The following is a 21,995-nucleotide window of genomic DNA, read 5'->3' as shown; positions in this document are numbered from 1 at the left end:
AAACAGGAAAAGCTTGCCCGCCAGATTGGGGACAGATTGCGGAGAATCAAGATTTGACAGGTGACCGGAGGGACTGGTGCCCGAGGCCGGAATCGAACCGGCACGGAAGTCAACTTCCGAGGGATTTTAAGTCCCTTGCGTCTACCAGTTTCGCCACTCGGGCAACAATGGAGGCTGGGGTCGGAATCGAACCGGCGTACACGGAGTTGCAGTCCGCTGCATGACCACTCTGCCACCCAGCCATGTGCCTGAGGTACGTGGACGGAAGGAGGATTCTGAGGTGAATTGGAGCGGGAAACGAGACTCGAACTCGCGACCCCAACCTTGGCAAGGTTGTGCTCTACCAACTGAGCTATTCCCGCTCACCTCTGAACAGTGCCCGGCACCGATCAGGTGGCGCATAGTTTACTGTTTCAGCCTTGGCTGTCAACCCCGGATTCCATATTCCCTGACAATTGAGGCCAGGCGGCCTTGAGATAGACCAGCATGGACCAGATCGTCAGGATCGCAGCCACATACAACATTGCCAGTGCGACCCAACCCAGCGCACTCACAGGAGGGAAAGCCAGCAACCCCGTGATGGCGGCCATCTGCATGAATGTCTTGACCTTTCCCACGTAACTGACCGCCACGCTGGCACGCTGCCCGACCTCTGCCATCCACTCTCTGAGCGCCGAAATCACGATTTCACGCCCCACGATGATGGTGGCCGGCAGGGTCATCAGCCACGAATGCCAGCTCTCCACCAGCAACACCAGCGCCACTGCAACCATGAGCTTGTCCGCCACCGGATCCAGAAAGGCTCCGAAGGGTGTGGTCTGATTCCATTTGCGTGCCAGATAGCCATCCAGCCAGTCCGTGAAGCCCACCACCATGAAGATGATGGCACTTGCCAGCCCTGCCTGCTTCCAGGGCAGATAATAGACGACCACAATCACCGGGATCATGATGATCCGGATCAGTGTCAGCAGGTTGGGCAGATTGAATCGTGTAATGGGCCTAATCTTCATGCATTGCCTGGTAAATTGTGGTTGCCAGTGTCCGGCTGATGCCCGGCACCTTGGTCAGCTCTTCCACCGAGGCATTCTCAAGCCCCTTCATGCTGCCAAAATGCCGCAACAGCTCGCGCCTGCGTTTCGGCCCGACGCCCTCGATCTCCTCCAGCGCCGAGCGGCTGCGTTTCTTGCCCCGACGCGCCCGGTGTCCGCTGATCGCAAAACGATGGGACTCATCCCTGACATGCTGAATGAGGTGCAACGCCGGACTGTCCGGCGGCAAGTTTAACACGCCCTCGCCCAAATCCAGAATCAGAGTTTCCATTCCCGGCCTGCGCGTGACACCCTTCGCCACACCTATTGTGACCAGATCTCCCTGACCGAGTTTTTCCAGCATCTCGCGCGCCGCCCTGAGTTGCCCCTTGCCTCCGTCAATGAAAAGAATATCCGGCCTGACGGACGCCCGACTGCCACCAAAGCGCTTCTCCAGGGCCTGAGCCATGGCAGCATAGTCGTCACCGGGGGTAATGCCTGTGATGGTATAGCGCCGATATTCCGATTTCAGCGGCCCCTCGATATTGAATACCACGCAGCTGGCCACCGTTTCCTCGCCCTGCGTGTGGGAAATATCAAAGCACTCCAGCCTGCCGGGCATCTCATGCCAACCCAGCACCTGCTGCAGTGCCGCAAAGCGCGAGCGGAGTGTCTCCCGGTCACGAACACGCAGCTGCACTGCCTGCCTGGCATTTTCAGCCGCCATCTCCTGCCAGCGGGCACGCTCCTCACGCACCTGGGTCTTGATCTGAACCCGCCTGCCTGCGACCTTTTCAAGCGCCGTCTCCAGAAGCTCCGGCTCCGGAATTTCCGGCCAGACAATCACCTCACGGGGTATCCAAGGGTGCTCTTCCTGCAGATAGTACTGGGCCACGAAACTGGCGAGGGCCTCCTCATCGGCTTCATCCAGCCCGCCTTCCATGCGCAGATTCTGACTGCCGACCACCTTGCCCTCGCGCACCTGAAGCACGTGCACCATGCGCACCTCGGCAGCGCTGGCCAACGCGAACACATCCGCCTGCGCCTGCCCGGCCTCGATGGATTGCTCGGCCTGTACGGACTGCAGGGCCTGGATCTGATCACGCAACTGGGCGGCCCGCTCGAACTCCAGCGCGGCCGCTGCGGTTTCCATTTCATCGGCCAGTGTCTGAATCAGCGTGCTGTCTTCACCGCGCAGGAATCGCTGCGCATGGGCCACGTCCTTCTGATAATCTTCGGGAGAAATATACCCTACGCAGGGCGCGGAGCAGCGGCCGATCTGGTATTGCAGGCAGGGCCGGGAACGATTGCGGAAGGTCGCCTCCTCACACTGCCGGACACGGAAAATCTTTTCCAGAAGCCCCAGGGTTTCACGGACAGCCCAGGCATTGGTGTAAGGGCCGAAATAACGCCCGGATGCAGCTTTCTTGCGCCTGACCCGGCGAAAACGGATGGCAGGGTACTCGGGATGATCCGTTATGTAGATATACGGGTAGCTCTTGTCGTCCCGCATCAGAATGTTGTAGGGAGGACGATTGGCCTTGATCAGGTTCTGCTCAAGCAGGAGGGCTTCCGTTTCGGTCTGCGTGACCGACACATCAATCTGCGCAATACGCTCAACCAGGGCCTGCGTTTTCAGGGGCAGCCCCCCGAACGGAAATAACTGCTGACGCGCTTTCTCAGGTCCCGCGCCTTGCCGATATAAAGCAGATTGCCCGCCGCATCGTACATCCGGTACACCCCGGGACGATGCGGCAGCGTTTTCAGAAACGACTTGTGATCAAAGGTATCCGAGTCAGCCAACCTTTGCCGCATCCACCAACCCGTGACGCATGGCGAGCAATGTCAGTTCCACATCACTCTCCACGCCCAGTTTCTCGAAGATTCTGTAACGGTAGGTGTTCACTGTTCTCGGGCTGAGGCACAGCTTGTCCGAAATCGCCTGTACCTTGCTGCCACTGACGACCATCATGGCAACCTGCATTTCCCGGTCTGACAGCCGGTCGAAAACATTCTCCGGCTTTTCGCCCGTTGCCGAGGCCAATGCCATTTTCTGGGCAATGATGGGACTGATGAATCCCTGCCCCCGGCTGACCGCCCGGATAGCCTCTATCGCTTCATTGATGCTCGCACCACCCTTCGTCACGAATGCCGACGCACCGGCCTGCATGACCCGTGTGGGAAACGGATTGTCATCACAGGCGGTTACCGCCACCACGGCAATATCCTTGTTGATGTGCTTGATGCGCCGGGTTGCCTCGATGCCACCGATACCGGGCATCTGTACGTCCATCAGCACCACATCCACAGGATTGCCCTGACGAATATATTCGATTGCCTCTTCCCCTGAGCCCACTGATGCCACCACCTCCAGCCAGTTTTCATCTGCCAGCATGCGCGACAGACCGGCACGGACCAGATCATGGTCATCCACAATGAGCAGCTTGAGCATGCGTACCTCAAAAGTGTGATGTTAAGGAGAGTGTGGTCAATGACTGACCACCGGACAATGAATTATACGTAACAATTCGTAAAGAAGCGACAGGCCAAACGGGCTATATGACAAAATATGACACGCCCTAGCAGGCAGACATGACACCCTCTCGCCGCGAGACCAGCGCCCTTCGAACGGCCGTATCTTTCACGGCCGGTTCACGACACAATGACTATCTAAGAAAACGACCAGGAATCACGAGAGGAACAAAGTGGCGGTGGGCCAGGGATTCGAACCCCGGGAGGGCGTAAACCCTCGGCGGTTTTCAAGACCGCTGCTTTCAACCACTCAGCCAGCCCACCGTTTTGAAACACGCAGAATGCGTTGTTGGTGGGCCATCATACTCAAAAGATCGTGCCTGTCAACCGTTTCTTAAATTGTTGTTACCTTTCGGTAAATGTAAACATTTCGCACTTGAAAAGGGGCTGCACATCTATATATTGGTGGATAGCAACCCAACCTACTTCTTCAATGGAGAAAACGATGGAAAACCGTGATTACCGACCGACCTCTGCAGTTGTTGAGCGGATGGATGGTGGCACACTGGCACAGGGAAACAGCGCCGAAGTCGCGTCCGTGCTCCGCAACACCTACACATTGCTGGGCATGACCCTGGCCTTCTCGGCTGTGGTCGCCTACATCACCATGCAGATGAACCTGCCGCACCCCGGCATCCTCATCACACTGGTGGGCTTCTACGGGCTTTTCTTCCTCACCAATGCCCTGCGTAACAGCGCTGCCGGCATCCTTGCCGTCTTCGCCCTGACCGGATTCATGGGCTATACCCTGGGCCCCATTCTGGCCGCATTTGCCGGGGCCGGCGCCATGGATATCGTCTTCAATGCCCTGGGCATGACAGCCATTGCCTTCTTCGGCCTCTCCGGCTATGTCCTGGTCACCAAGAAGGACATGTCCTTCCTGGGCGGCTTCCTCACTGCAGGCTTCTTTGTACTGCTGGGCGCCATGATCCTGGGCTTCTTCATGCAGTCCAGCGCGCTGCAACTGGCGATTTCAGGGGGCTTTGCCATCTTCTCCTCCGCAGCCATCCTGTATCAGACCAGCGCCATCATTCATGGCGGTGAGCGCAACTACATCATGGCCACGGTGGGACTGTTCGTCTCCATCTACAACCTGTTTGTCAGCCTGCTGCACATCCTGACTGCCTTGTCTGGCGACGACTGATTCCGCATAATGCTGCCCTGAACTGTTCAGGGCAGCAACTCCCATGAAGTACGCCATACTCGTACGCTCCGCCCCGGCCGTTTCCCAGGCCCCGACAACTGCCGTACATTTCGCCCGCGCCGCCATGGCTGCCGGTCACGAGATTGTACGCATTTTTTTCTATCAGGCTGGCGTTCTCAATGCCTTGAATACGCTCTGCCCGGCTCAGGATGACGCTCTGTTGCCCAAGGCCTGGCACGAACTGGCTGAAAGTGGTACGGAACTCATGGTCTGCGCTGCGTCTGCTGCACGACACGGGGTACTGAGTGCAGATGAGGCCAAGCGGTATGGACACCCGCATCCGACGCTCGACGAGGCCCATTTCGTAGTGGGCGGTCTGGGCAGTTGGGTGGAAGCCGTTCAGCTCGTGGATCGCGTACTGGTTTTCGGAGACGGACGATGAAAGGATCCTGGCTGATCGTTATCCGCAACAGCCTGTATGGCAACTCAAGCGTCCCGGCAGGTCTGGACATGGCGCTGGCCGCAGCCGCATTCGATCAGTCTGTGACGGTTCTGTTTGAATCCGCCGGCCTGACTGCCCTCGCAGCCGGTGACAGTAGCCCGATTGAGCGCAAGAACACCGGTCGCATGGTGGGCGCATTGGCCCTGTACGGCGTGAAGCGGATCCTGGCCCTTGCCGAGTCGCCCGAAGCGGAAAAGCTTTGCAGAACGCCGGGCGTCACACTCGTTGACCGCGCGCAACGTGACGCCCTCTTTCAGACCCATGACATGATTACGGTGTTCTGATGAAAACATTGCATGTGGTTTCCATGAATAATCCCGGCATACTGGATGCCCTGCCGTCGGGCGAGCAGGATGTGCTGCTGACCGAAGATGCGGTCTGCATGCTTGCCGGGAACGTCCCGCGCATCACGGAGCTGGCCGGCCAGCAGTCCCTCTTCGCCCTCGAACCCGACCTCGTTGCCCGGGGTATTTCCTGCCCGGAGGGTGTCACGGCGGTGGATTACGCCGGTATGGTTGAGCTGACGGAAACTCATGCCCCGATTGTTTGCTGGAATTGACATGACGCTACCGGAACGTGATACCGAGGGTTTTCTCGTCAATCTGAATGACTGGACTCCTGAAGTGGGCAGACAGATGGCTCTGGCCGATGGCCTCGACCTGACTGATGCCCACTGGGAGATCATCGAACTGGTTCGCCATTTCTACGATGAAACAGGCGTCAGCCCCGTGCAACGCGTTCTGGTCAAACTCGTCCGGGAGCGCCTGGGTGAAGAAAAAGGCCAGAGCATTTACCTGATGCAACTCTTTCCCGGCAGCCCCGCCAGGCTGGCTGCCCGCTATGCCGGTTTACCCAAACCCGCCAACTGCCTCTAGGACGAAGCATGAAAAACGCACCGCGTCACGCAGAAGAACACCCGTTTGCCCAATTCATTCGAATTCTTGGAAAGGGAAAGAAAGGCAGCCGAAGCCTCACTCGCGATGAGGCGTGTACCGCATTCGGCATGATTCTGGATGAGGCGTGCACCCCGGAACAGTTGGGCGCCTTCCTCATGCTGCTGCGGGTAAAGGAAGAAAGCCCTGACGAACTGGCCGGTTTTGTTGAAGCCGCGCGGGAGCGTATCCGACCGCCCCACCCCATCAACGTGGACCTGGACTGGAGCAGCTATGCGGGCAAGAGGCGGCAGCTACCCTGGTTTGTACTGAGCACACTGCTTCTGGCCGAAAACGGCTATCGCGTTTTCATGCATGGCGCCAAGGGCCATACACTCGGGCGGTTGTACACCGAGGACGTGTTCCGCAATCTCGGACTGCCGGTCGTGTCTGACTGGGAAGCCGCACACCATGAACTGGAGGCCCACAAGCTGGTCTACATGCCCTTGGCGGATCTGTGCCCGCGGCTGGAACACCTGATCCAGCTTCGCCCCCTGCTGGGTCTGAGATCCCCCGTGCATTCGCTTGCGCGGCTGCTGAATCCGCTTGATGCGCCGTCAGTGGTTCAGGGGATCTTCCATCCGCCCTACGGTCCCCGGCACGCTCACGCGGCGCAGGCCCTGGGATACGCTCACGTCAGCGTTATCAAGGGAGAAGGCGGCGAAGCAGAGCGCAATCCTGACACGGCCACGACAACCTGGCATGTGGACGAAGGCTCCGTTACGGAAAGGCAATGGCCGAGTCTGTTCGAGCGCCGGCACGTCAAGCCGGAAGATCTCGATGTGGCGCATCTGAAAGCCGTCTGGCAGGGCGGGATTGCGGATGAATATGGCGAAGCGGCGGTTGTGTCCACCTGTGCGCTGGCTCTGGTAACGCTGGATCCGGAGACCTCCGAGGCCGACGCCGTAGCGCGTGCGCGCACAATGTGGCAGCAGCGCAACCGCGCACGCCTCGGATAATCCGGCTCAGAAGCCGGAGAGCAATTCGTTCAGTTCCGCTTTCAGTTCTTCGGCGCTGAGGACCCAGACCGTGCCGTCGCCTGCCGGCCAGACACCGACTTCCAGCTGATCACCGGTCAGTCCGGCCACCCATTTCTTCAGAAATTCCGGCAGCGTCAGTGCATGAGGGGTGAGGTCCTCATCGCCCGCTGCGTACCGGGCTGCACTGTCGGCATCCGGCCACAACGGGACATATTCAAAACCTTCATCCTCGGCAAAAATCTTGAGAAACTCGTTTCTGGAGTTGACCAGTATCCAGATTTCCCGTGTTTCGATCACCGCATCCAGAAACGCTTCATAACGCGTTTCACAATCCGGACTGTTTGTTTCACTGTTTTCCTGGTGACTCACTGATGGCCTCGCATGTTGGGCAGGGGAATTCTACCGGAGCCATTATGAACGCACCCGCAGATGTTTGACAGTAGTATTTGCCGGGCGCCCGGCTGCGATGCCTGGCTGCGGGATCGACCTACTCGGCGTCTTTCCTTTGACGGACCGGCCTCTCGATGAGCGAGCTCAGACCACGCTCGACCAGGTCCGCCCCCATGCGTGTAACCGACTGTGTGGTTTGGCGCGCAGCATTCTGGGGAAGCTCGGCCACCGCCTTCCTGACGCCCCGGCGAATACCGCGTTCAATGGAGTCCTCCAGCTCCCCGCCAAGATGCGCGATCTTTTCTTCCAGGCGCGCCTTTTCGGGCCTGATGCGATGGACATAGATCCATGCGCCCACACCGCCCAGAATCGCGGATGTCAGAATGGCGGTTCCCAGCGCCAGTGCAACCAGGTGCCAGATAGTCAGATGATCCATGCCTGCAGCCCTCCCACAACGGTACCGGCCAGCGCGCCGGCGAGCATGAGCAACCACTGCTCCGACTGAAAAGCCGGCAGAAGTATGCGCTGGAAGGCTTCCGGCGGCAGCGATCTGAGCAGTCGCGACAGCCGTTCCGATATCCGTTGCGCAGTGGCTTCCCGGAAAGGCTTGTCCCGGAAAGGCTCTTCTGCCAGATCCACCGCCTTGTGCCTCACCGCCTCCTTGAGTTCGACGTAGCCTGTGGTCCCCACCGCCACCTGCATGGTCCAGCGGATCACGCCGGCTTCATCCAGTATCGGTTTCACATGGCGGGAGATAATGGCTTGGGTCCGGTCGCCGTAACGTCCGTAAACCATGTAGCGGGCGATGGTATCCAGCGTCAGGACATGCTGAGCAACGTAGTCAGCCCAGCGCTCGGCCACTTCCGGCTGGCGCCGGAGGAAGTCCCCCTGCAGCGTAACGCCCAGCACCTTCACAGGCGCCAACGGCCTGAAATTGAGCGTCAGGGCCAGCCAGTTGGTCACCCATCCGTTGACTGCCGCACCCGCCACCCAGATCCAGCCCGAGGGCCAGAGCACATACAGAACACCCTGGAGGACGCCCAACAGCCCCCCCACAGGGCACCCCATGCAATCAAACGTTCAAAGGTGTGTTGCCCCGCGCAGCGGAACAGCTCGGCCATGCGCTCCGGGTGCTCGCCAAATTCCTTTTCCAGGACTTCATAGAAATCCACCAGATCATCGGCGTGATGCGCAATATCGTCCACCAGTCGGTTCACGCGCCTGGGCAGTTCGCGCCGGACCCAGGCATACACCTGCTCCCTGACCCTGCGCGGCAGATTCTCCCAGAGCACCGGGTGGTGCGCATCCATGACCTCATCCACAAGTTCCTCAACACGTTCGTCAAGCACGGAGACGATGTGACGCGCGAGCAGATCCGGATCAAGATCCCGCACCACCTGTTCAAGACCATGAAGGTGATGCAGCGAGGCGTCCAGACAAGCTCTGGCGATGGCGACCGAGCGCCGGGGAATGACACCCTGCCAACCAAGCCAGGGCGGATGACCGACAAATCGTTCCGGCTTGAACAGCATCCACACGGCCAGGGCATTGGTACCCCAGCCGACCGCCGCCCCGCAGGCCACTGCCGCAAGGACAATCCAAACCTGTTCAAGTGAGGAAAGCACCATCAAAAAGCCCCGTTGTGAAACGGGGCCAGTTTAACGCATGTCACGGCGCAAAGCGCGATCCAGGTCACACTTCAGCAGGCAGCGGTACGGGCGTACCTGTTCGGTTGCGCACGCCCGTCACCGGTAGTAGGCCTGATCCTTCACCGAATGATCCGTGACATCTTTCACGCCGGCAAGCTCGGGCAGACGTTCACGCAGCGTTTTCTCCACGCCCTGCTTGAGGGTCAGGTCCACGGCGCTGCAGCCCTGACACCCACCGCCAAAACGCAGGATGGCATAGTTGTCGTCGGTCACTTCAACCAGTTGCACTTCACCCCCGTGCGCGGCCAGGCCCGGGTTGATCTCCGTGTACAGGATATAGTTGATCCGGTCGGGTAACGGCGAATCTTCACTGACACGAGGCATCTTGGCATTGGGCGCCTTGATGGTGAGCTGCCCACCCATGCGTTCGGGATTGAAGTCAACAACCGCATCTTCAAGATAAGGCACGCTGGCTGAATCCAGATAGACTTTCAAGTCACCGACCTGCAGGAGCTCATCTTCCGGGATGACTTCATCCGGCCGGCAGTAGGCCAGGCAGGTCTCGGCATAGCGCGTACCTGGCTGAGTGACAAACATGCGCACACCCATGCCTTCCACATCCTGCTTGCTGAGCAGCTGAAGAAGATAGTCCCGTGCGGCATCGGTAATGGTGACTGACATAACGGCAAGTTACCTGCTGATATTCATTAAAAGTAGTCCCATTGTAACGCAATTGCCCCCCACATCAATGACCATTCGGAAGAGTCAGGTATTCTTCCGGTCACCCTGTTCACACTCCTGCCCGGCAAAACTGGCCTTATGCATCAAAAACCGACAAAATAGCGGCCCCGGCAGTATTCCGACTTTATTGATGGTTAAGACATGACAGACCGCAACACCCGTATCGACGCCCTGCATCAGTTGCTCAAGGAGCAGATTGTCATCTTGGATGGTGCCATGGGCACCATGATTCAGCGTCACAATCTGACTGAAGCAGACTACCGCGGGGATCTCTTCCAGGATTCCTCCATTGATCTGAAGGGCAACAACGATCTGCTCTGTCTGACGCGCCCTGATGTGATAAAGGGTATCCACCGTGCCTATCTGGATGCGGGTGCGCATATCATCGAGACCAACAGCTTCAACGCAACCCGGGTTTCGCAGGGCGAATACGGTCTGGAACATCTTGCCTACGATCTGAACGTGGCTGCCGCCCGGGTGGCACGGGAAGCGGCCGACGACTGGTGCGCGCAGCATCCGGGCACGGTGCGCTGGGTGGCCGGTGCCATCGGCCCGACCTCTCGAACGGCATCCATCTCCCCGGACGTCAACAATCCCGGCTACCGCAACACCTCGTTCGACGAACTGGTGGAAAACTATTACGAAGCGGCCAGAGGTCTGGCGGACGGTGGCGCGGACATCATTCTCATCGAGACTGTCTTTGACACGCTCAATGCCAAGGCCGCCATCTTCGCCGTCCAGCAGTATTTTGAAGACAGCGGCCGGGAACTGCCGATCATGATTTCCGGCACCATCACCGATGCCTCGGGCCGCACCCTCTCCGGGCAAACCGCCGAGGCCTTCTGGATTTCCGTGGCGCACGCACGGCCGCTGAGCATTGGCCTGAACTGTGCACTCGGCGCGGACGCGCTGCGCCCCTACGTCGAAGCCTTGTCGCGCATTGCCGATGTGCATGTCAGCGCCCATCCCAATGCCGGCCTGCCGAATGAATTCGGCGAATACGACCAGACAGCCGCCGAAATGGCTGCCATCCTGCAAGGCTTTGCACAGGACGGACTCATCAACATCATCGGCGGCTGCTGCGGCACCACACCCGAGCATATCCGTGCCATAGCCGAGGCCGTACAACCCTTCCCGCCACGCAAAATCCCTGTCATTGAGCCGACGCTGCGCCTGTCCGGTCTGGAACCCTTCATTTACACACCGGAAATTCGCTTCGTCAACGTGGGCGAGCGGACCAATGTGACCGGATCCCGCCGCTTCCTGCGACTGATCAAGGAAGAACAGTACGAAGAGGCGCTGGACGTGGCGCGGGATCAGGTGGAAAACGGCGCCCAGATCATTGATATCAACATGGACGAGGGCATGCTGGACAGTGCTGCCGTCATGTCCACATTCCTCAGGCTGATTGCCTCGGAGCCGGACATCTCCCGCGTGCCGCTGATGATCGATTCCTCCAAGTGGTCGGTCATCGAGGAAGGCCTGAAGTGCTCGCAGGGTAAATCGGTGGTCAATTCCATTTCCCTCAAGGAAGGCGAGGAAGCCTTCCTGCATCATGCGCGCCTGTGCATGCGCTATGGTGCCGCCGTAGTCGTCATGGCCTTTGACGAGCAGGGCCAGGCCGACACCTACGAGCGCAAGATCGAAATCTGCGAGCGCAGCTACCGCCTGCTCACGGGCATCGGATTCCCGCCCCAGGACATCATCTTCGATCCCAACATCTTTGCCATCGCCACCGGTATCGAAGAACACAACAATTACGCGGTGGACTTCATCAACGCCACACGCTGGATCCGCGAGAACCTGCCCCATGTATCGGTCAGCGGCGGCGTGAGCAACGTCTCTTTCTCTTTCCGCGGCAACGACCGGGTACGCGAAGCGATTCACTCCGTCTTTCTCTATCACGCCATTCAGGCCGGGATGAACATGGGGATCGTCAACCCGGGCCAGCTGGTTATCTATGACGAGATTGATCCGGAGCTGCGCGAACGGGTCGAAGACGTGGTACTCAACCGCCGGCCGGATGCCACGGAACGTCTGCTTGAAATTGCGGATCAGTACCGCAACGACGGCCAGGCCAAGAAGGAAGACAATCCGGAGTGGCGCAGCTGGCCGGTGGAAAAGCGCCTGGAACATGCGCTGGTCAAGGGCATCACTTCCCACATTGTGGAAGATACCGAGGAAGCCCGCCAGAAGGCGAGCCATCCCATCGAGGTCATCGAAGGGCCGCTGATGTCCGGTATGAACGTGGTGGGCGATCTGTTTGGTGCGGGCAAGATGTTTCTGCCCCAGGTGGTCAAGAGTGCCCGGGTGATGAAGCAGGCCGTGGCCCACCTGATTCCCTATATCGAGGCGGAAAAGAGCGGCAAGCAGGAAGCCAAGGGCAAGATCCTCATGGCCACAGTGAAGGGCGACGTGCACGACATCGGGAAGAACATTGTCGGTGTGGTGCTCCAGTGCAACAATTTCGAAGTCATAGACATGGGGGTGATGGTGCCCTGTGAGGCCATCCTCAAGAAGGCCCGGGAAGAAAATGTGGATATCATCGGCCTCAGCGGCCTGATCACGCCCTCCCTGGACGAGATGGTGCATGTCGCCTCGGAGATGCAGCGGCTGGACTTCCACGTCCCGCTGATGATCGGGGGGGCCACCACATCCAAGGCCCATACCGCCGTCAAGATCGAACCCCGTTACAAGAATGACCTGACCATTTATGTCCCGGATGCGTCCCGCAGTGTCGGCGTCGCAACCCGTCTCATCAGCAAGACTCTGAAGGAAGAGCTGGTTCGCGAGGTACGTCAGGAGTACGCTGACATCCGCGAACGCCGGGCCAACGCCAAACCCAATGCACGGCGGATCTTCACCTATCCCGAAGCCGTGGCACGCCGGCCGGCCTTTGACTGGGAATACTATACGCCGCCCCAGCCCATTCGTCCCGGCGTGACCGTGCTGGACAATTATCCGCTGGAAACACTGGTGGATTTCATTGACTGGACGCCGTTCTTCATTTCCTGGGATCTCGCAGGCAAGTATCCGCGCATCCTCGAAGACGAAGTGGTCGGCGAGGCAGCGCGCAACCTGTTCAGCGATGCACAAAAGATGTTGCGCCACATGATTGATTCCGGGCGCATCCGTGCCCGTGGCGTGTTCGCCCTGTTCCCTGCCCGCCGCGTCGGGGACGATGACGTCGCCGTCTTTGACCCCGAGAATCCGGAACGGCAGCTGACCACGCTGAACTTTCTGCGCCAGCAAACGGAGCGGAATCCGGATGCCCCCACCTACAGTCTGGCCGACTTCGTTGCGCCGGAAAGCTGTGGCGGGCAGGACTGGATGGGTGCATTCGCCGTCACGACCGGCCTCGGTGTGGAGGACATGGCGGCAGAATATGAAGCCGCCCACGATGATTACAGCGCCATCATGGTCAAGGCCCTGGCCGATCGCCTTGCCGAAGCCTTCGCCGAACACCTGCACCAGCGTGTGCGCAAGGAGTTCTGGGGCTACGCACAGGATGAGGATCTGACCAATGATGACCTGATCCGCGAACGCTACCGCGGCATCCGCCCCGCACCCGGTTATCCGGCCTGCCCGGATCATACCGAGAAGCGCAAGCTGTTCGAGCTGCTGGATGCCGAAAATACGGCTGGCATCCGCCTGACCGAACATTTTGCCATGATGCCCGCAGCTTCCGTTTCAGGCTGGTATTTCGCCCATCCGGAAGCCCGCTATTTTGCCGTGGGCAAGATACAGAAAGACCAGGTTGAAGATTATGCCCGCCGCAAGGGCATGACCCTTGAGGAAGCCGAACGCTGGCTGTCACCCAATCTGGACTACACACCGGGAGAATCGGGCGATGACTGACCGCGCCAATGTTTTCAGGCGCTTCTGGCGGCTGCTCAGGAGCATCGTTGGCGCCGCCTTCGGTGTTCAGAGCAGCGAGGTTCAGAAGGAGGACTTCAGGACCTCCTCGCCCTGGCCCTATGTGATCGGAGGGCTTCTGTTTACCCTGCTCTTCATTCTTACTCTGTTGTGGGTGGTCAGCCGGGTTCTGGAGAGCACGGGCTGACCCCTTTATTACCCACCGCTCTTAACATATAGATAATTAATCGTTTTAATTATAAGGCGATCTTGCTATCGTTCCTGCCTGTACTCGTTAACCTGACCGAAACTAACCCCCATGTATCGATATGATGATCACGACCGCACCCTGATTCGCGAACGGGTCCGGCAATTCAGAGACCAGACAAGACGCTATCTTGAGGGCAAGCTCTCCGGAGACCGTTTTCTGCCACTGCGCCTTCAGAACGGACTGTACGTTCAGCGTCATGCGCCCATGCTGCGGATCTGCATCCCCTACGGCATGCTGAACAGCACCCAGCTCCGACGTCTGGCCCGCATCACCCGCGATTACGACAAGGGGTATGCGCACTTCACGACACGCCAGAATGTGCAGCTCAACTGGCCGCGGCTTGAAGACGTGCCCGATATTCTCGAAGAGCTGGCCGAAGTGGAAATGCACGCCGTTCAGACCTCGGGCAACTGCATTCGCAACACCACCACTGATCAGTTCGCCGGTGTGATTGCAGATGAGGTGACGGATCCCCGCCCCTGGTGCGAGATCATCCGTCAGTGGTCAACCTTTCACCCCGAGTTCGCGTTTCTGCCACGCAAGTTCAAGATTGCGGTCAACGCCAGTCCGCGTTCTGACCGTGCAGCCATCCAGGTGCACGACATTGGCCTGCAGATTGTCCGCAATGCGGAAGGTGAGCTTGGTTTCCGCGTACTGGTTGGCGGCGGTCTCGGCCGCACCCCGATCCTCGGCAGCGCCATCCGGGAGTTCCTGCCGGCCAGGCATCTGCTGACCTACCTGGAAGCGATTTTGCGGGTGTACAACCGTTACGGTCGTCGGGATAACAAGTACAAGGCCCGGATCAAGATTCTGGTCAAGGCCCTGGGCCCCGAAGCCTTTGCCGAAAAGGTCGAAGCCGAGTGGGCGCACCTCAGGGACGGTCCTGAAACGCTGACCGACGCAGAAATCGAGCGTGTCAGCGGTCATTTTACGGCCCCTCCCTATCTGGATCTGCCGGAGAAGGATGCGGATGTGGAGGCAGAAGCCGGGCGCAACGCCGAATTCCGCAACTGGCTGACGCGGAATCTCCACCCTCACAAGATGCCGGGTTACGCCATCGTCACACTCACCCTGAAGCGTACCGGAGTACCGCCGGGCAATGTCACCGATCATCAGCTCGAAGCCATCGCCGATCTGGCCGATCGCTACAGCTTCGGCGAAGCCCGGGTTACGCACGAGCAGAACATTGTCCTTGCGGACGTGGAAGTGCGTCGCCTCCATGAACTCTGGACCGAGCTCAGGCCACTGGGCTTTGCGACGCCGAACCTCAATACCCTGACAGACATCATCTGCTGCCCGGGCGGCGACTACTGCGCACTGGCCAACGCCAAGTCCATCCCGGTTGCCGAAGCCATTCAGCAGCGCTTCAATGATCTGGACTACGTCTATGATCTGGGCGATCTGGATCTCAACATTTCCGGCTGCATGAATGCCTGCGGTCATCACCATGTGGGCCACATCGGAGTGCTGGGCGTCGACAAGAAGGGCGAAGAGTGGTACCAGGTTTCCCTGGGCGGAAACTCCGGCCCGGATGCCTCCCTCGGCACCATCCTCGGCCCCTCCTTCGCCCGGGATGAAATGCCGGATGTGATTGAAAAGATTCTGTCTGTCTACACCGAAAACCGTGTGGAAGGCGAATCATTCATCGAATTCTATCGCCGTGTGGGCATCCAGCCCTTCAAGGAGCGCGTCTATGCCAAAGCTCATTAAGGATCGCCAGCTGATTGATGACGTCTGGCAGATCCTGCCCAAGACCACCATGCCGGAAAGTCAGCAGGTGCCGCAGGGACATGTCATTGTCCCGCTGAGCACCTGGCTGGCCCAGAAGGCGGAACTTGCTGCAAGGGACCGGTCCACGCTGGGTGTCTGGCTCGATTCCGACGAGGAGCCGGAAGTGCTGGCCGGTGATACGGAGGCATTCGCCGTGATCGCCGTACATTTCCCCGTCTTCGCTGATGGCCGGGGTTACAGCATCGGACGCCTGGTGCGCGAGCGCCTTGGTTTCAAGGGGGAACTGCGTGCCTTTGGCGATATCTTCAAGGACATGCTGTTCTACCTCAAGCGTTGCGGATTCAATGCCTTTGCCCTGGCAGATGGCGAAGACCTTGAAGACGCACTTTCCGCACTGGATACCTTTTCCGTGTGCTATCAGGGTGCAGTCGATCAGCCACTGCCCCTGTTCCGTAGCCGGGCATGATCACCGGGGCGCCGTGGCGCCCCTCGCTCCCGAAGCACTTCCCGCGCTATACTGACACCAGCCGACTTTCAAGGAGCGTTCATGGACGCACATCTGGTGCATTCCGTTTTCCTGATCTTTTCAGGCGCCGCCGTGCTGGCCTCAGTCGCTCTCTTCACGCGCCAGCCCGTCATCCTGGCCTACATTGCCCTGGGCATCCTGATCGGCCCCCACGGCACCCGATGGATCACGGACGCCACGCTGCTCGGCCAGATCGCGGAAATCGGCATCATTTTCCTGCTCTTCCTGCTTGGCCTGGACATGCAGCCCAAGGCGCTGCTGCATGTGCTGAAACAGGCCAGCGGCGTGGCCATAGGCAGTTCACTGGCCTTCTGGGCTGCCGGCTTCGGGATCGGCGTGGCCTTTGGCTGGCCGGTCACGGAATCGGTACTGGTCGGACTGGCGGTCATCTTTTCCAGTACCATCATCGGGATCAAACTGCTGCCGACCACGGTATTGCATCACCGCCATACCGGTGAACTAGTCGTGGGCCTGCTCCTGCTTCAGGACCTGATCGCCATCGTGACACTGATCTTTGTGGCCGGAAGTGGCAACGGAGATATCCTGGTGACCCTGGCACGGACACTGGTGGGGTTACCCTTGCTGGCCGCCGCAGCACTGCTCGGTGTCCGCTTTGCCATCCTCCCTCTGCTCAGACGCTTCGACAAGTATCACGAATATCTCTTCCTGCTCACCATCGGCTGGTGTCTGGCCATGGCCTTCCTGGCCGAATATGTCGGGCTGTCTCTGGAAATCGGCGCGTTCATGGGTGGCGTCAGCATGGCCACCACGCCGGTCACCCGCTACATCGCGGAAAGCCTCAAACCACTGCGCGACTTTTTCCTGGTCATGTTCTTCTTCACCCTGGGTGCCGGCTTCAACCCGGCATTGCTTGCCGAGGTCTGGTTGCCCGTGGCCGCCCTGACCCTGGTCCTGCTGCTGATCAAGCCTCTGGTGTTTGCACGGCTGCTGGTCTGGACCGGAGAGCGTCCGACCGATGCGAAGGAGGTGGGGATGCGTCTGGGCCAGATTTCCGAGTTTTCCCTGTTGCTGGTCTTTCTGGCCCAAAGCAAGCAATTGATGGGTGATACGGCGGCCATGCTGGTCCAGGCAACCGCCATTGCCATGTTCGCGATCAATACCTACATGGTGATCCTCAGATACCCCAGCCCCATCGCCATTTCGGATGCCCTGCGACGGGACTGAGGCCGGCAGTCAGTCGCCCAGCCTCACGACCGTCCTGCCACTATGTGTGCCATTGAGCAGCGATTCAATGGCCTCTCCCACACCCTCCAGGCCGATCTCATGGGTGAGCCCGGCAAGATCCAGCGCCCACTCACTGGCAAACTTTTCCCAGATGGCCGCCTTCCGTGCCAGCGGGATTTCGACCGAATCGATGCCATACAGGGTGACGCCACGCAGAATGAAGGGGAAGATGCTGCTCTCGAAGCTCGTCCCGGCCACCATCCCGCAGGTGGTCAGCGCACCGGAATGCATGGTGGCCGCGATCAGCTTGCCCAGCTGGGCACCGCCGACCGTATCCACGACACCCGCCCATTCCGGACGCAGCAGCGGCTTGTCTTTCAGCTCGTTGATTCGCTCGCGACCACTGACACGCGCCGCACCGAGCGGTGAAAGTACCGCCCTGGCGTCGGGTTTACCGGAAACGGCCTCAACGTCATACCCCAGATGTGCCAGCAACGCCACGGCGACTACCCCAACGCCACCGGTTGCCCCGGTGACCAGCACCGGCCCCATGTCGGGGGTCACCCGCTCCTGAAGGGCCTGAACTGACAGCCCGGCGGTCAGTCCCGCCGTACCCAGCACCATGGCATCCCGGAGCGTCAAGCCTTCGGGACGGTGCACGACCCACTCTGCCGGCACGCGAATGTACTGTCCCAGACCACCCGGCGTGTTCATGCCCAGGTCGTAGCCAGTGACAATCACCTCATCACCGGGCCTGAAGTTGTCAGACCGACTTTCGACCACCCGGCCCGCCGCGTCAATTCCCGGCGTGTGGGGGTAGTTCCGGGTGACACCCCGGTTACCGGAAGCGGACAGTCCGTCCTTGTAGTTGAGCGAGGACCATGCCACCTCAATCAGTACATCGCCATCGGGCAGGCCATCCAGCGGAAGATCCTCCACCTGGCCGACAAAACACCCATCCTCCGTTTCCCGGACTTGCCAGGCCTTGTAAGTCGTCATCTCGTCTCCTTATCCGTTCGGTATCCGGAACAACCCTGAACATTATGTTTCCCCGGCGCTCAGGCGCCGTGGCCCGGCCAACGGCGCAACACGCTCGTCACACCCTGGTCCACAAAGGCTGCCAGTCCCAGCCCCAGGCGTTCCGGCAATGATTTTTTCTCGACCCAGTCCACGTGAAACACCTTGTGGGTCGAGGCCAGTTCAAGGATATAGTCGTCGCTGGTCTTGATTTCATCAATGAGACCTTTCTCCAGTGCCCGGACACCGTACCAGATATCCCCCTGGGACACCGCCTCGATATCGACGGCTGGCCGGTAGCGGTGGACGAATTCCTTGAACAGGGCATGCGTGTCCTCCAGATCCTGCTGAAACTTGCGCTTGCCCTCTTCGGTGTTTTCACCAAACAGCGTGACCGTACGCTTGTACTTTCCGGCCGTAAAGATTTCGTAGTCGATGTCGTGCTTTTTCAGTAACCGGTGGAAGTTGGGCAACTGCGCCACCACACCGATGGAGCCGACAATGGCGAAGGGGGCGGCAACCAGCTTGTCTGCAAGACAGCTCATGAGATAACCGCCGCTGGCGGCGACCTTGTCCACACAGACGGTCAGCGGTATGTTCCGCTGACGGATACGCTCGAGCTGGGAGGCAGCCAGGCCATAACCATGCACCACACCACCCGGACTTTCCAGCCGGACCACCACTTCATCACCGGCCTTGGCAACGCCCAGCACGGCAGTGATACACTCGCGTAGCCTGGCCACATCAGACGCCTGAATGTCGCCGTCGAAATCCAGTACCCAGGCACGCGGCTTTTCTGCCTCGTCATCCGGTTTGTCTTTTTTCTTGCGCGCCTTCTTCTTTGCCTTGCTTTCTTCCTTGCGCTTGCGCCGGGCCTCCTCCTCGCTCAGCATGGCCTCTTCCATGGCCTGACGGGTTTCCCTGAAACGTTCGTTCAGGTCTTCAACTTCAATATGTCCCTTTTTGCTCGCCCCCTGCTCACGCCTTGAGGCCACAATCATGGCAATGACCACTGCAATCGCGGCCACGAAGGTCACGACCTTTGCCAAAAACAGTCCGTATTCGCTAAGAAACTCCAAGGTTGTACTCCTGAATCACTGGGAAAGCCTCATTATGGGGGTGTTGTGACGCCCTGCAAGCGGCATTTTTCAAACAAGCGTATGATTAACTGTTGACACCGTCAACGCTTTAATCATACAGTCATAGCACCAATTCCATGTTGGTCCATCATCAATTACCGTGACACTCCACAAGAAGGATGATCGTATGTCTGTAGCTCAGATTTTTGAAAAACTGAAAGACAACTTCAATGCCGACGCGGCTGCTGGCCTGGATCTGGTTTTCCAGTTCGACATTGAAGATGGCGACAACTACTACCTGGTCGTGAAGGATGGTACCTGCGAGCTGGGCGCCGGCAACCATGAAGACCCCTCTGTGACCCTGATCATGAGTGGTGAAACGCTGCAGAACATCGTCAACGGCGAAACCGATGGCATGCAGGCCTTCATGGCCGGTCAGCTGCGCGCTGAAGGCGACATGATGCTGGCCATGAAACTGGGCGAACTGTTCGGCATGTAAGCCGATTCGCTTCAGCATCACCCAAAAGGGGCGCCTCGGGCGCCCCTTTTGTTGTCGGTTGATGACAGTTTTTACTATCTGTCCGGCAATGCCTGAAAATCAGGCGGCATAGCCAAGCTGCCTGAGGCTCTCATCACACAGCTTCAGCAACTCGACTGTACCGACTTCGGAACGGTTCAGGCTGTCCACATAGTATTCCAGTGCCGTCAGCGCGTCCGCAAGGGTTTCCAGGAAGTGACTGTCCGGGCGCTTCTCGGCGTCGACCAGCTTGTCCTGAATGCATTGCGCGCAGGCACCAAGGTCCCTCGCTGCGCGTTTCTGCTCGATCATGATGAGCGCCCCCTCCACACCTTGCAGTGTGGGCACCACGTTGGCCAGGTGAAGCTTGTCGCCACCTGATTCGATATAGGCGGTGATGGCCTTCTTCGCCAGTGCCAGTGCGGCCTGAGATTCCCTGTAAACCACAAGCTGGGCCTCGGTCAGATAGGGGCTGGTTTCCAGCGTGGTCTGAACTGTGGCACGCTTGTCCGTTTCATGCGTCAGGCCGTCATCTTCAAGCTGCAGAATGGCCTGCTCCACACCGAGAATGGCATCAGCGACTTCCAGCAAATCTTCTTCCCGAGGCCGGATAGCCTGACGCGACCAGCCCTCAAGCCGGTGTTGCTGACGCACGAGCAGGTCACTGAGCTGCCTGAGATCCAGCATCAGCAGGGTATTCGCAAGACGTCCGAGTGCTGATGCGAGCTGATTCATGGCGTCAGGGTCGTCCTCCAGCCCCCTTTCCAGAATATCGAGCCGGTCCTTGACCTGATCCAGTTCTTCCTGAAGGGCCTTGCCGAGCGACCGAAGCACATCACTCCCCGGCCCCATCAGCATGCTGCGATGCGCAGAGAGCTTGGACTCGTTGAATGTTGTGGGTTGTATCCCGAAGCGTGACAGCAGGCTGACCACGGACTCATCGGTACTGCCACTGAGCCAGATGATATACAGCAGGTCCCGGGCAACGGTCTCGCGCACATTTTTGGCCGCCGCCACAATACCGATACGCGCCAGCTCACGGGCATAAGTTTCGACTTTCATGAACAGGCGCTGACGATTGGCCGAGAGGAGCATATCGTACTCACGCATGCACCAGGCCGCCTTTTCCACAAGCTCCCAGAGTGTATGAATGGCGGACTCTGTGCTGACAAGCCTGCAAAAGCCATGCGCTGCGCGTTCTATCAGGCGATAACTGTTCTCGACTTCCCGCTTACGCAAGAGCCCCAGCAACCCGACCTGATACATGAGTCTGAGCTGACGCGCCCGGCGCGTAAACTGACCCTGAGAGAGATTGAGGTTGGGGATCGGAGTGGGACTGTTGGGGTGAAACTCCACTTCGAAAAAATAGCTTTCGGGAAGCGGCCGGGCATTCCGGGCTTCCCGCAGACGGTTGATCATGGGCAGCAGCAGCTCCGGATGGTCTTCCCGCCGGTGCTCGAAGTATTCCGTGTAGCGACGCAGAACGAACAGCGCTTCACTCAGCGCTGCCAGCAGCGGGTTCTTGTCCTCGCTCGCGCCAACCGGCACCTCGTTGGCCAGCGCCACCGCCTCCTGACACAGCACCGTACCGCCATTGAGTTCGATCAGCGTAAAGATGCCCCGCAACTGATTGAGGTCATCCACACAATTCTGCAGATCTTCGCCACTTTCCCTGTTTTCCTGAAAGCGGTCCAGACTGGCTTCAGCCTGGTCAATCGTATGCAGTATTTCCTGCTGAACCAGATTGAATGAACTGGACTGCTTTGCCTTGAGTGATGTTTCGACCATCAGATGAGTCTGCCTTCCTTATGTTTGCGGGCCGAAAAAACCGACTTATGAACCACTTATAACACATACTTCAAGTGTCTCAAGGAAAGGTTTGTGTCTTTTTTTTACCGGATGTGGCGCAAAAAATC

Annotated in this window: 24 protein-coding genes and 4 tRNA genes; 12 read left to right on the top strand and 16 right to left on the bottom strand. The window is 59.0% G+C overall.

Annotated features, from left to right (window positions below; genetic code table 11):
- Positions 1-74 precede the first annotated feature (74 nt).
- The 8 genes from AAIA72_RS02930 to AAIA72_RS02895 all read right to left on the bottom strand — a co-directional run bounded on the left by AAIA72_RS02930 (position 75) and on the right by AAIA72_RS02895 (position 3,824).
- Positions 75-163 (bottom strand) — tRNA-Leu (locus AAIA72_RS02930).
- Between the two features lie 5 nt (positions 164-168).
- A tRNA-Cys gene (locus AAIA72_RS02925) sits at positions 169-242 on the bottom strand.
- Positions 243-286: 44 nt separating this feature from the next.
- Positions 287-362 (bottom strand) — tRNA-Gly (locus tag AAIA72_RS02920).
- Between the two features lie 51 nt (positions 363-413).
- Positions 414-1,010, bottom strand: a complete 597-nt coding sequence (gene pgsA / locus AAIA72_RS02915) for a CDP-diacylglycerol--glycerol-3-phosphate 3-phosphatidyltransferase (protein WP_369601953.1) — start codon at positions 1,008-1,010, stop codon at positions 414-416.
- Positions 1,000-2,625, bottom strand: coding sequence for an excinuclease ABC subunit UvrC (uvrC, locus tag AAIA72_RS02910; protein ID WP_369601952.1), 1,626 nt, complete (start codon positions 2,623-2,625; stop codon positions 1,000-1,002). Before uvrC ends, pgsA begins: the two co-directional genes overlap by 11 nt.
- Before the next feature lie 38 nt (positions 2,626-2,663).
- The gene (locus tag AAIA72_RS02905; RefSeq protein ID WP_369601951.1) at positions 2,664-2,831 is read right to left on the bottom strand and encodes a GIY-YIG nuclease family protein; all 168 of its coding nucleotides are present in this window, start codon (positions 2,829-2,831) and stop codon (positions 2,664-2,666) included.
- Positions 2,824-3,480 carry a response regulator gene (locus AAIA72_RS02900; protein ID WP_369601950.1) on the bottom strand — a complete coding sequence of 219 codons (657 nt, stop codon included), beginning with the start codon at positions 3,478-3,480 and terminating at the stop codon, positions 2,824-2,826. Before AAIA72_RS02900 ends, AAIA72_RS02905 begins: the two co-directional genes overlap by 8 nt.
- Before the next feature lie 254 nt (positions 3,481-3,734).
- Positions 3,735-3,824: transfer RNA gene (locus tag AAIA72_RS02895), tRNA-Ser, on the bottom strand.
- Between the two features lie 226 nt (positions 3,825-4,050).
- Here AAIA72_RS02895 and AAIA72_RS02890 point away from each other — a divergent pair.
- The 6 genes from AAIA72_RS02890 to AAIA72_RS02865 are packed head-to-tail and all read left to right on the top strand — an operon-like array spanning position 4,051 to position 7,097.
- The gene (locus AAIA72_RS02890) at positions 4,051-4,704 is read left to right on the top strand and encodes a Bax inhibitor-1/YccA family protein (RefSeq protein WP_369602960.1); all 654 of its coding nucleotides are present in this window, start codon (positions 4,051-4,053) and stop codon (positions 4,702-4,704) included.
- A gap of 43 nt (positions 4,705-4,747) precedes the next feature.
- Positions 4,748-5,146 carry a sulfurtransferase complex subunit TusD gene (tusD, locus tag AAIA72_RS02885; RefSeq protein ID WP_369601949.1) on the top strand — a complete coding sequence of 133 codons (399 nt, stop codon included), beginning with the start codon at positions 4,748-4,750 and terminating at the stop codon, positions 5,144-5,146.
- Positions 5,143-5,490, top strand: coding sequence for a DsrE family protein (locus tag AAIA72_RS02880; protein ID WP_369601948.1), 348 nt, complete (start codon positions 5,143-5,145; stop codon positions 5,488-5,490). The genes tusD and AAIA72_RS02880 overlap by 4 nt, the downstream gene beginning before the upstream one ends.
- Positions 5,490-5,765, top strand: a complete 276-nt coding sequence (tusB, locus tag AAIA72_RS02875) for a sulfurtransferase complex subunit TusB (RefSeq protein ID WP_369601947.1) — start codon at positions 5,490-5,492, stop codon at positions 5,763-5,765. The genes AAIA72_RS02880 and tusB overlap by 1 nt, the downstream gene beginning before the upstream one ends.
- A gap of 1 nt (position 5,766) precedes the next feature.
- The gene (locus AAIA72_RS02870) at positions 5,767-6,081 is read left to right on the top strand and encodes a TusE/DsrC/DsvC family sulfur relay protein (RefSeq protein ID WP_369601946.1); all 315 of its coding nucleotides are present in this window, start codon (positions 5,767-5,769) and stop codon (positions 6,079-6,081) included.
- Between the two features lie 8 nt (positions 6,082-6,089).
- The gene (locus AAIA72_RS02865; protein ID WP_369601945.1) at positions 6,090-7,097 is read left to right on the top strand and encodes a glycosyl transferase family protein; all 1,008 of its coding nucleotides are present in this window, start codon (positions 6,090-6,092) and stop codon (positions 7,095-7,097) included.
- 6 nt (positions 7,098-7,103) lie between these two features.
- Here the strand turns inward: AAIA72_RS02865 and AAIA72_RS02860 are convergent, their stop codons facing one another.
- From AAIA72_RS02860 to nfuA, 5 genes are all read right to left on the bottom strand, one after another.
- On the bottom strand, positions 7,104-7,487 hold the full coding sequence (locus tag AAIA72_RS02860) for a DUF2750 domain-containing protein (protein ID WP_369601944.1): 384 nt from the start codon (positions 7,485-7,487) through the stop codon (positions 7,104-7,106).
- Between the two features lie 118 nt (positions 7,488-7,605).
- Positions 7,606-7,944, bottom strand: coding sequence for a hypothetical protein (locus AAIA72_RS02855; RefSeq protein WP_369601943.1), 339 nt, complete (start codon positions 7,942-7,944; stop codon positions 7,606-7,608).
- Positions 7,932-8,525 carry a DUF445 domain-containing protein gene (locus tag AAIA72_RS02850; protein WP_369601942.1) on the bottom strand — a complete coding sequence of 198 codons (594 nt, stop codon included), beginning with the start codon at positions 8,523-8,525 and terminating at the stop codon, positions 7,932-7,934. Before AAIA72_RS02850 ends, AAIA72_RS02855 begins: the two co-directional genes overlap by 13 nt.
- Positions 8,468-9,136, bottom strand: a complete 669-nt coding sequence (locus AAIA72_RS02845; RefSeq protein WP_369601941.1) for a hypothetical protein — start codon at positions 9,134-9,136, stop codon at positions 8,468-8,470. Before AAIA72_RS02845 ends, AAIA72_RS02850 begins: the two co-directional genes overlap by 58 nt.
- A 117-nt stretch (positions 9,137-9,253) precedes the next feature.
- Positions 9,254-9,838 carry a Fe-S biogenesis protein NfuA gene (gene nfuA, locus AAIA72_RS02840; protein ID WP_369601940.1) on the bottom strand — a complete coding sequence of 195 codons (585 nt, stop codon included), beginning with the start codon at positions 9,836-9,838 and terminating at the stop codon, positions 9,254-9,256.
- Positions 9,839-10,039: 201 nt separating this feature from the next.
- Here nfuA and metH point away from each other — a divergent pair, with 201 nt between their 5' ends.
- From metH to AAIA72_RS02815, 5 genes are all read left to right on the top strand, one after another.
- Positions 10,040-13,756, top strand: coding sequence for a methionine synthase (metH, locus tag AAIA72_RS02835; protein WP_369601939.1), 3,717 nt, complete (start codon positions 10,040-10,042; stop codon positions 13,754-13,756).
- Positions 13,749-13,961 carry a DUF2970 domain-containing protein gene (locus AAIA72_RS02830; protein WP_369601938.1) on the top strand — a complete coding sequence of 71 codons (213 nt, stop codon included), beginning with the start codon at positions 13,749-13,751 and terminating at the stop codon, positions 13,959-13,961. The genes metH and AAIA72_RS02830 overlap by 8 nt, the downstream gene beginning before the upstream one ends.
- A 111-nt stretch (positions 13,962-14,072) precedes the next feature.
- Positions 14,073-15,734, top strand: coding sequence for a nitrite/sulfite reductase (locus AAIA72_RS02825; protein ID WP_369601937.1), 1,662 nt, complete (start codon positions 14,073-14,075; stop codon positions 15,732-15,734).
- Positions 15,718-16,221, top strand: coding sequence for a DUF934 domain-containing protein (locus AAIA72_RS02820; RefSeq protein WP_369601936.1), 504 nt, complete (start codon positions 15,718-15,720; stop codon positions 16,219-16,221). The genes AAIA72_RS02825 and AAIA72_RS02820 overlap by 17 nt, the downstream gene beginning before the upstream one ends.
- 81 nt (positions 16,222-16,302) lie before the next feature.
- On the top strand, positions 16,303-17,466 hold the full coding sequence (locus AAIA72_RS02815; protein ID WP_369601935.1) for a cation:proton antiporter: 1,164 nt from the start codon (positions 16,303-16,305) through the stop codon (positions 17,464-17,466).
- Positions 17,467-17,475: 9 nt separating this feature from the next.
- On the opposite strand, the gene AAIA72_RS02810 is transcribed toward AAIA72_RS02815, so the two are convergent.
- A complete protein-coding gene (locus AAIA72_RS02810; protein ID WP_369601934.1) occupies positions 17,476-18,465 on the bottom strand; it encodes a YhdH/YhfP family quinone oxidoreductase in 990 nt (329 codons plus the stop codon).
- Positions 18,466-18,524: 59 nt separating this feature from the next.
- Positions 18,525-19,562, bottom strand: coding sequence for a protease SohB (sohB, locus tag AAIA72_RS02805; RefSeq protein ID WP_369601933.1), 1,038 nt, complete (start codon positions 19,560-19,562; stop codon positions 18,525-18,527).
- Between the two features lie 187 nt (positions 19,563-19,749).
- Here sohB and AAIA72_RS02800 point away from each other — a divergent pair, with 187 nt between their 5' ends.
- Positions 19,750-20,061, top strand: coding sequence for an SCP2 sterol-binding domain-containing protein (locus tag AAIA72_RS02800; RefSeq protein ID WP_369601932.1), 312 nt, complete (start codon positions 19,750-19,752; stop codon positions 20,059-20,061).
- Between the two features lie 99 nt (positions 20,062-20,160).
- On the opposite strand, the gene AAIA72_RS02795 is transcribed toward AAIA72_RS02800, so the two are convergent.
- Positions 20,161-21,867: a chemotaxis protein gene (locus tag AAIA72_RS02795; protein ID WP_369601931.1), complete on the bottom strand. Its 1,707-nt coding sequence runs from the start codon at positions 21,865-21,867 to the stop codon at positions 20,161-20,163.
- Positions 21,868-21,995: the final 128 nt, after the last annotated feature.

The organism is Thermohahella caldifontis (genome assembly GCF_041153465.1).
Lineage (GTDB): Bacteria > Pseudomonadota > Gammaproteobacteria > Pseudomonadales > Oleiphilaceae > Thermohahella > Thermohahella caldifontis.
Note: the sequence above shows the minus strand (reverse complement) of the source record. Positions and strands in the feature narration are given on the sequence as shown.

Bases quoted from the DNA above. Each gene is read 5' to 3' on its own strand.
- pgsA (WP_369601953.1), bottom strand. From the start codon at position 1,010: ATGAAGATTAGGCCCATTACACGATTCAATCTGCCCAACCTGCTGACA.
- AAIA72_RS02900 (WP_369601950.1), bottom strand. From the start codon at position 3,480: ATGCTCAAGCTGCTCATTGTGGATGACCATGATCTGGTCCGTGCCGGT.
- AAIA72_RS02890 (WP_369602960.1), top strand. From the start codon at position 4,051: ATGGATGGTGGCACACTGGCACAGGGAAACAGCGCCGAAGTCGCGTCC.
- tusD (WP_369601949.1), top strand. From the start codon at position 4,748: ATGAAGTACGCCATACTCGTACGCTCCGCCCCGGCCGTTTCCCAGGCC.
- AAIA72_RS02880 (WP_369601948.1), top strand. From the start codon at position 5,143: ATGAAAGGATCCTGGCTGATCGTTATCCGCAACAGCCTGTATGGCAAC.
- tusB (WP_369601947.1), top strand. From the start codon at position 5,490: ATGAAAACATTGCATGTGGTTTCCATGAATAATCCCGGCATACTGGAT.
- AAIA72_RS02870 (WP_369601946.1), top strand. From the start codon at position 5,767: ATGACGCTACCGGAACGTGATACCGAGGGTTTTCTCGTCAATCTGAAT.
- AAIA72_RS02865 (WP_369601945.1), top strand. From the start codon at position 6,090: ATGAAAAACGCACCGCGTCACGCAGAAGAACACCCGTTTGCCCAATTC.
- AAIA72_RS02855 (WP_369601943.1), bottom strand. From the start codon at position 7,944: ATGGATCATCTGACTATCTGGCACCTGGTTGCACTGGCGCTGGGAACC.
- AAIA72_RS02845 (WP_369601941.1), bottom strand. From the start codon at position 9,136: ATGGTGCTTTCCTCACTTGAACAGGTTTGGATTGTCCTTGCGGCAGTG.
- nfuA (WP_369601940.1), bottom strand. From the start codon at position 9,838: ATGTCAGTCACCATTACCGATGCCGCACGGGACTATCTTCTTCAGCTG.
- metH (WP_369601939.1), top strand. From the start codon at position 10,040: ATGACAGACCGCAACACCCGTATCGACGCCCTGCATCAGTTGCTCAAG.
- AAIA72_RS02830 (WP_369601938.1), top strand. From the start codon at position 13,749: ATGACTGACCGCGCCAATGTTTTCAGGCGCTTCTGGCGGCTGCTCAGG.
- AAIA72_RS02825 (WP_369601937.1), top strand. From the start codon at position 14,073: ATGTATCGATATGATGATCACGACCGCACCCTGATTCGCGAACGGGTC.
- AAIA72_RS02820 (WP_369601936.1), top strand. From the start codon at position 15,718: ATGCCAAAGCTCATTAAGGATCGCCAGCTGATTGATGACGTCTGGCAG.
- AAIA72_RS02815 (WP_369601935.1), top strand. From the start codon at position 16,303: ATGGACGCACATCTGGTGCATTCCGTTTTCCTGATCTTTTCAGGCGCC.
- AAIA72_RS02810 (WP_369601934.1), bottom strand. From the start codon at position 18,465: ATGACGACTTACAAGGCCTGGCAAGTCCGGGAAACGGAGGATGGGTGT.
- AAIA72_RS02800 (WP_369601932.1), top strand. From the start codon at position 19,750: ATGTCTGTAGCTCAGATTTTTGAAAAACTGAAAGACAACTTCAATGCC.
- AAIA72_RS02795 (WP_369601931.1), bottom strand. From the start codon at position 21,867: ATGGTCGAAACATCACTCAAGGCAAAGCAGTCCAGTTCATTCAATCTG.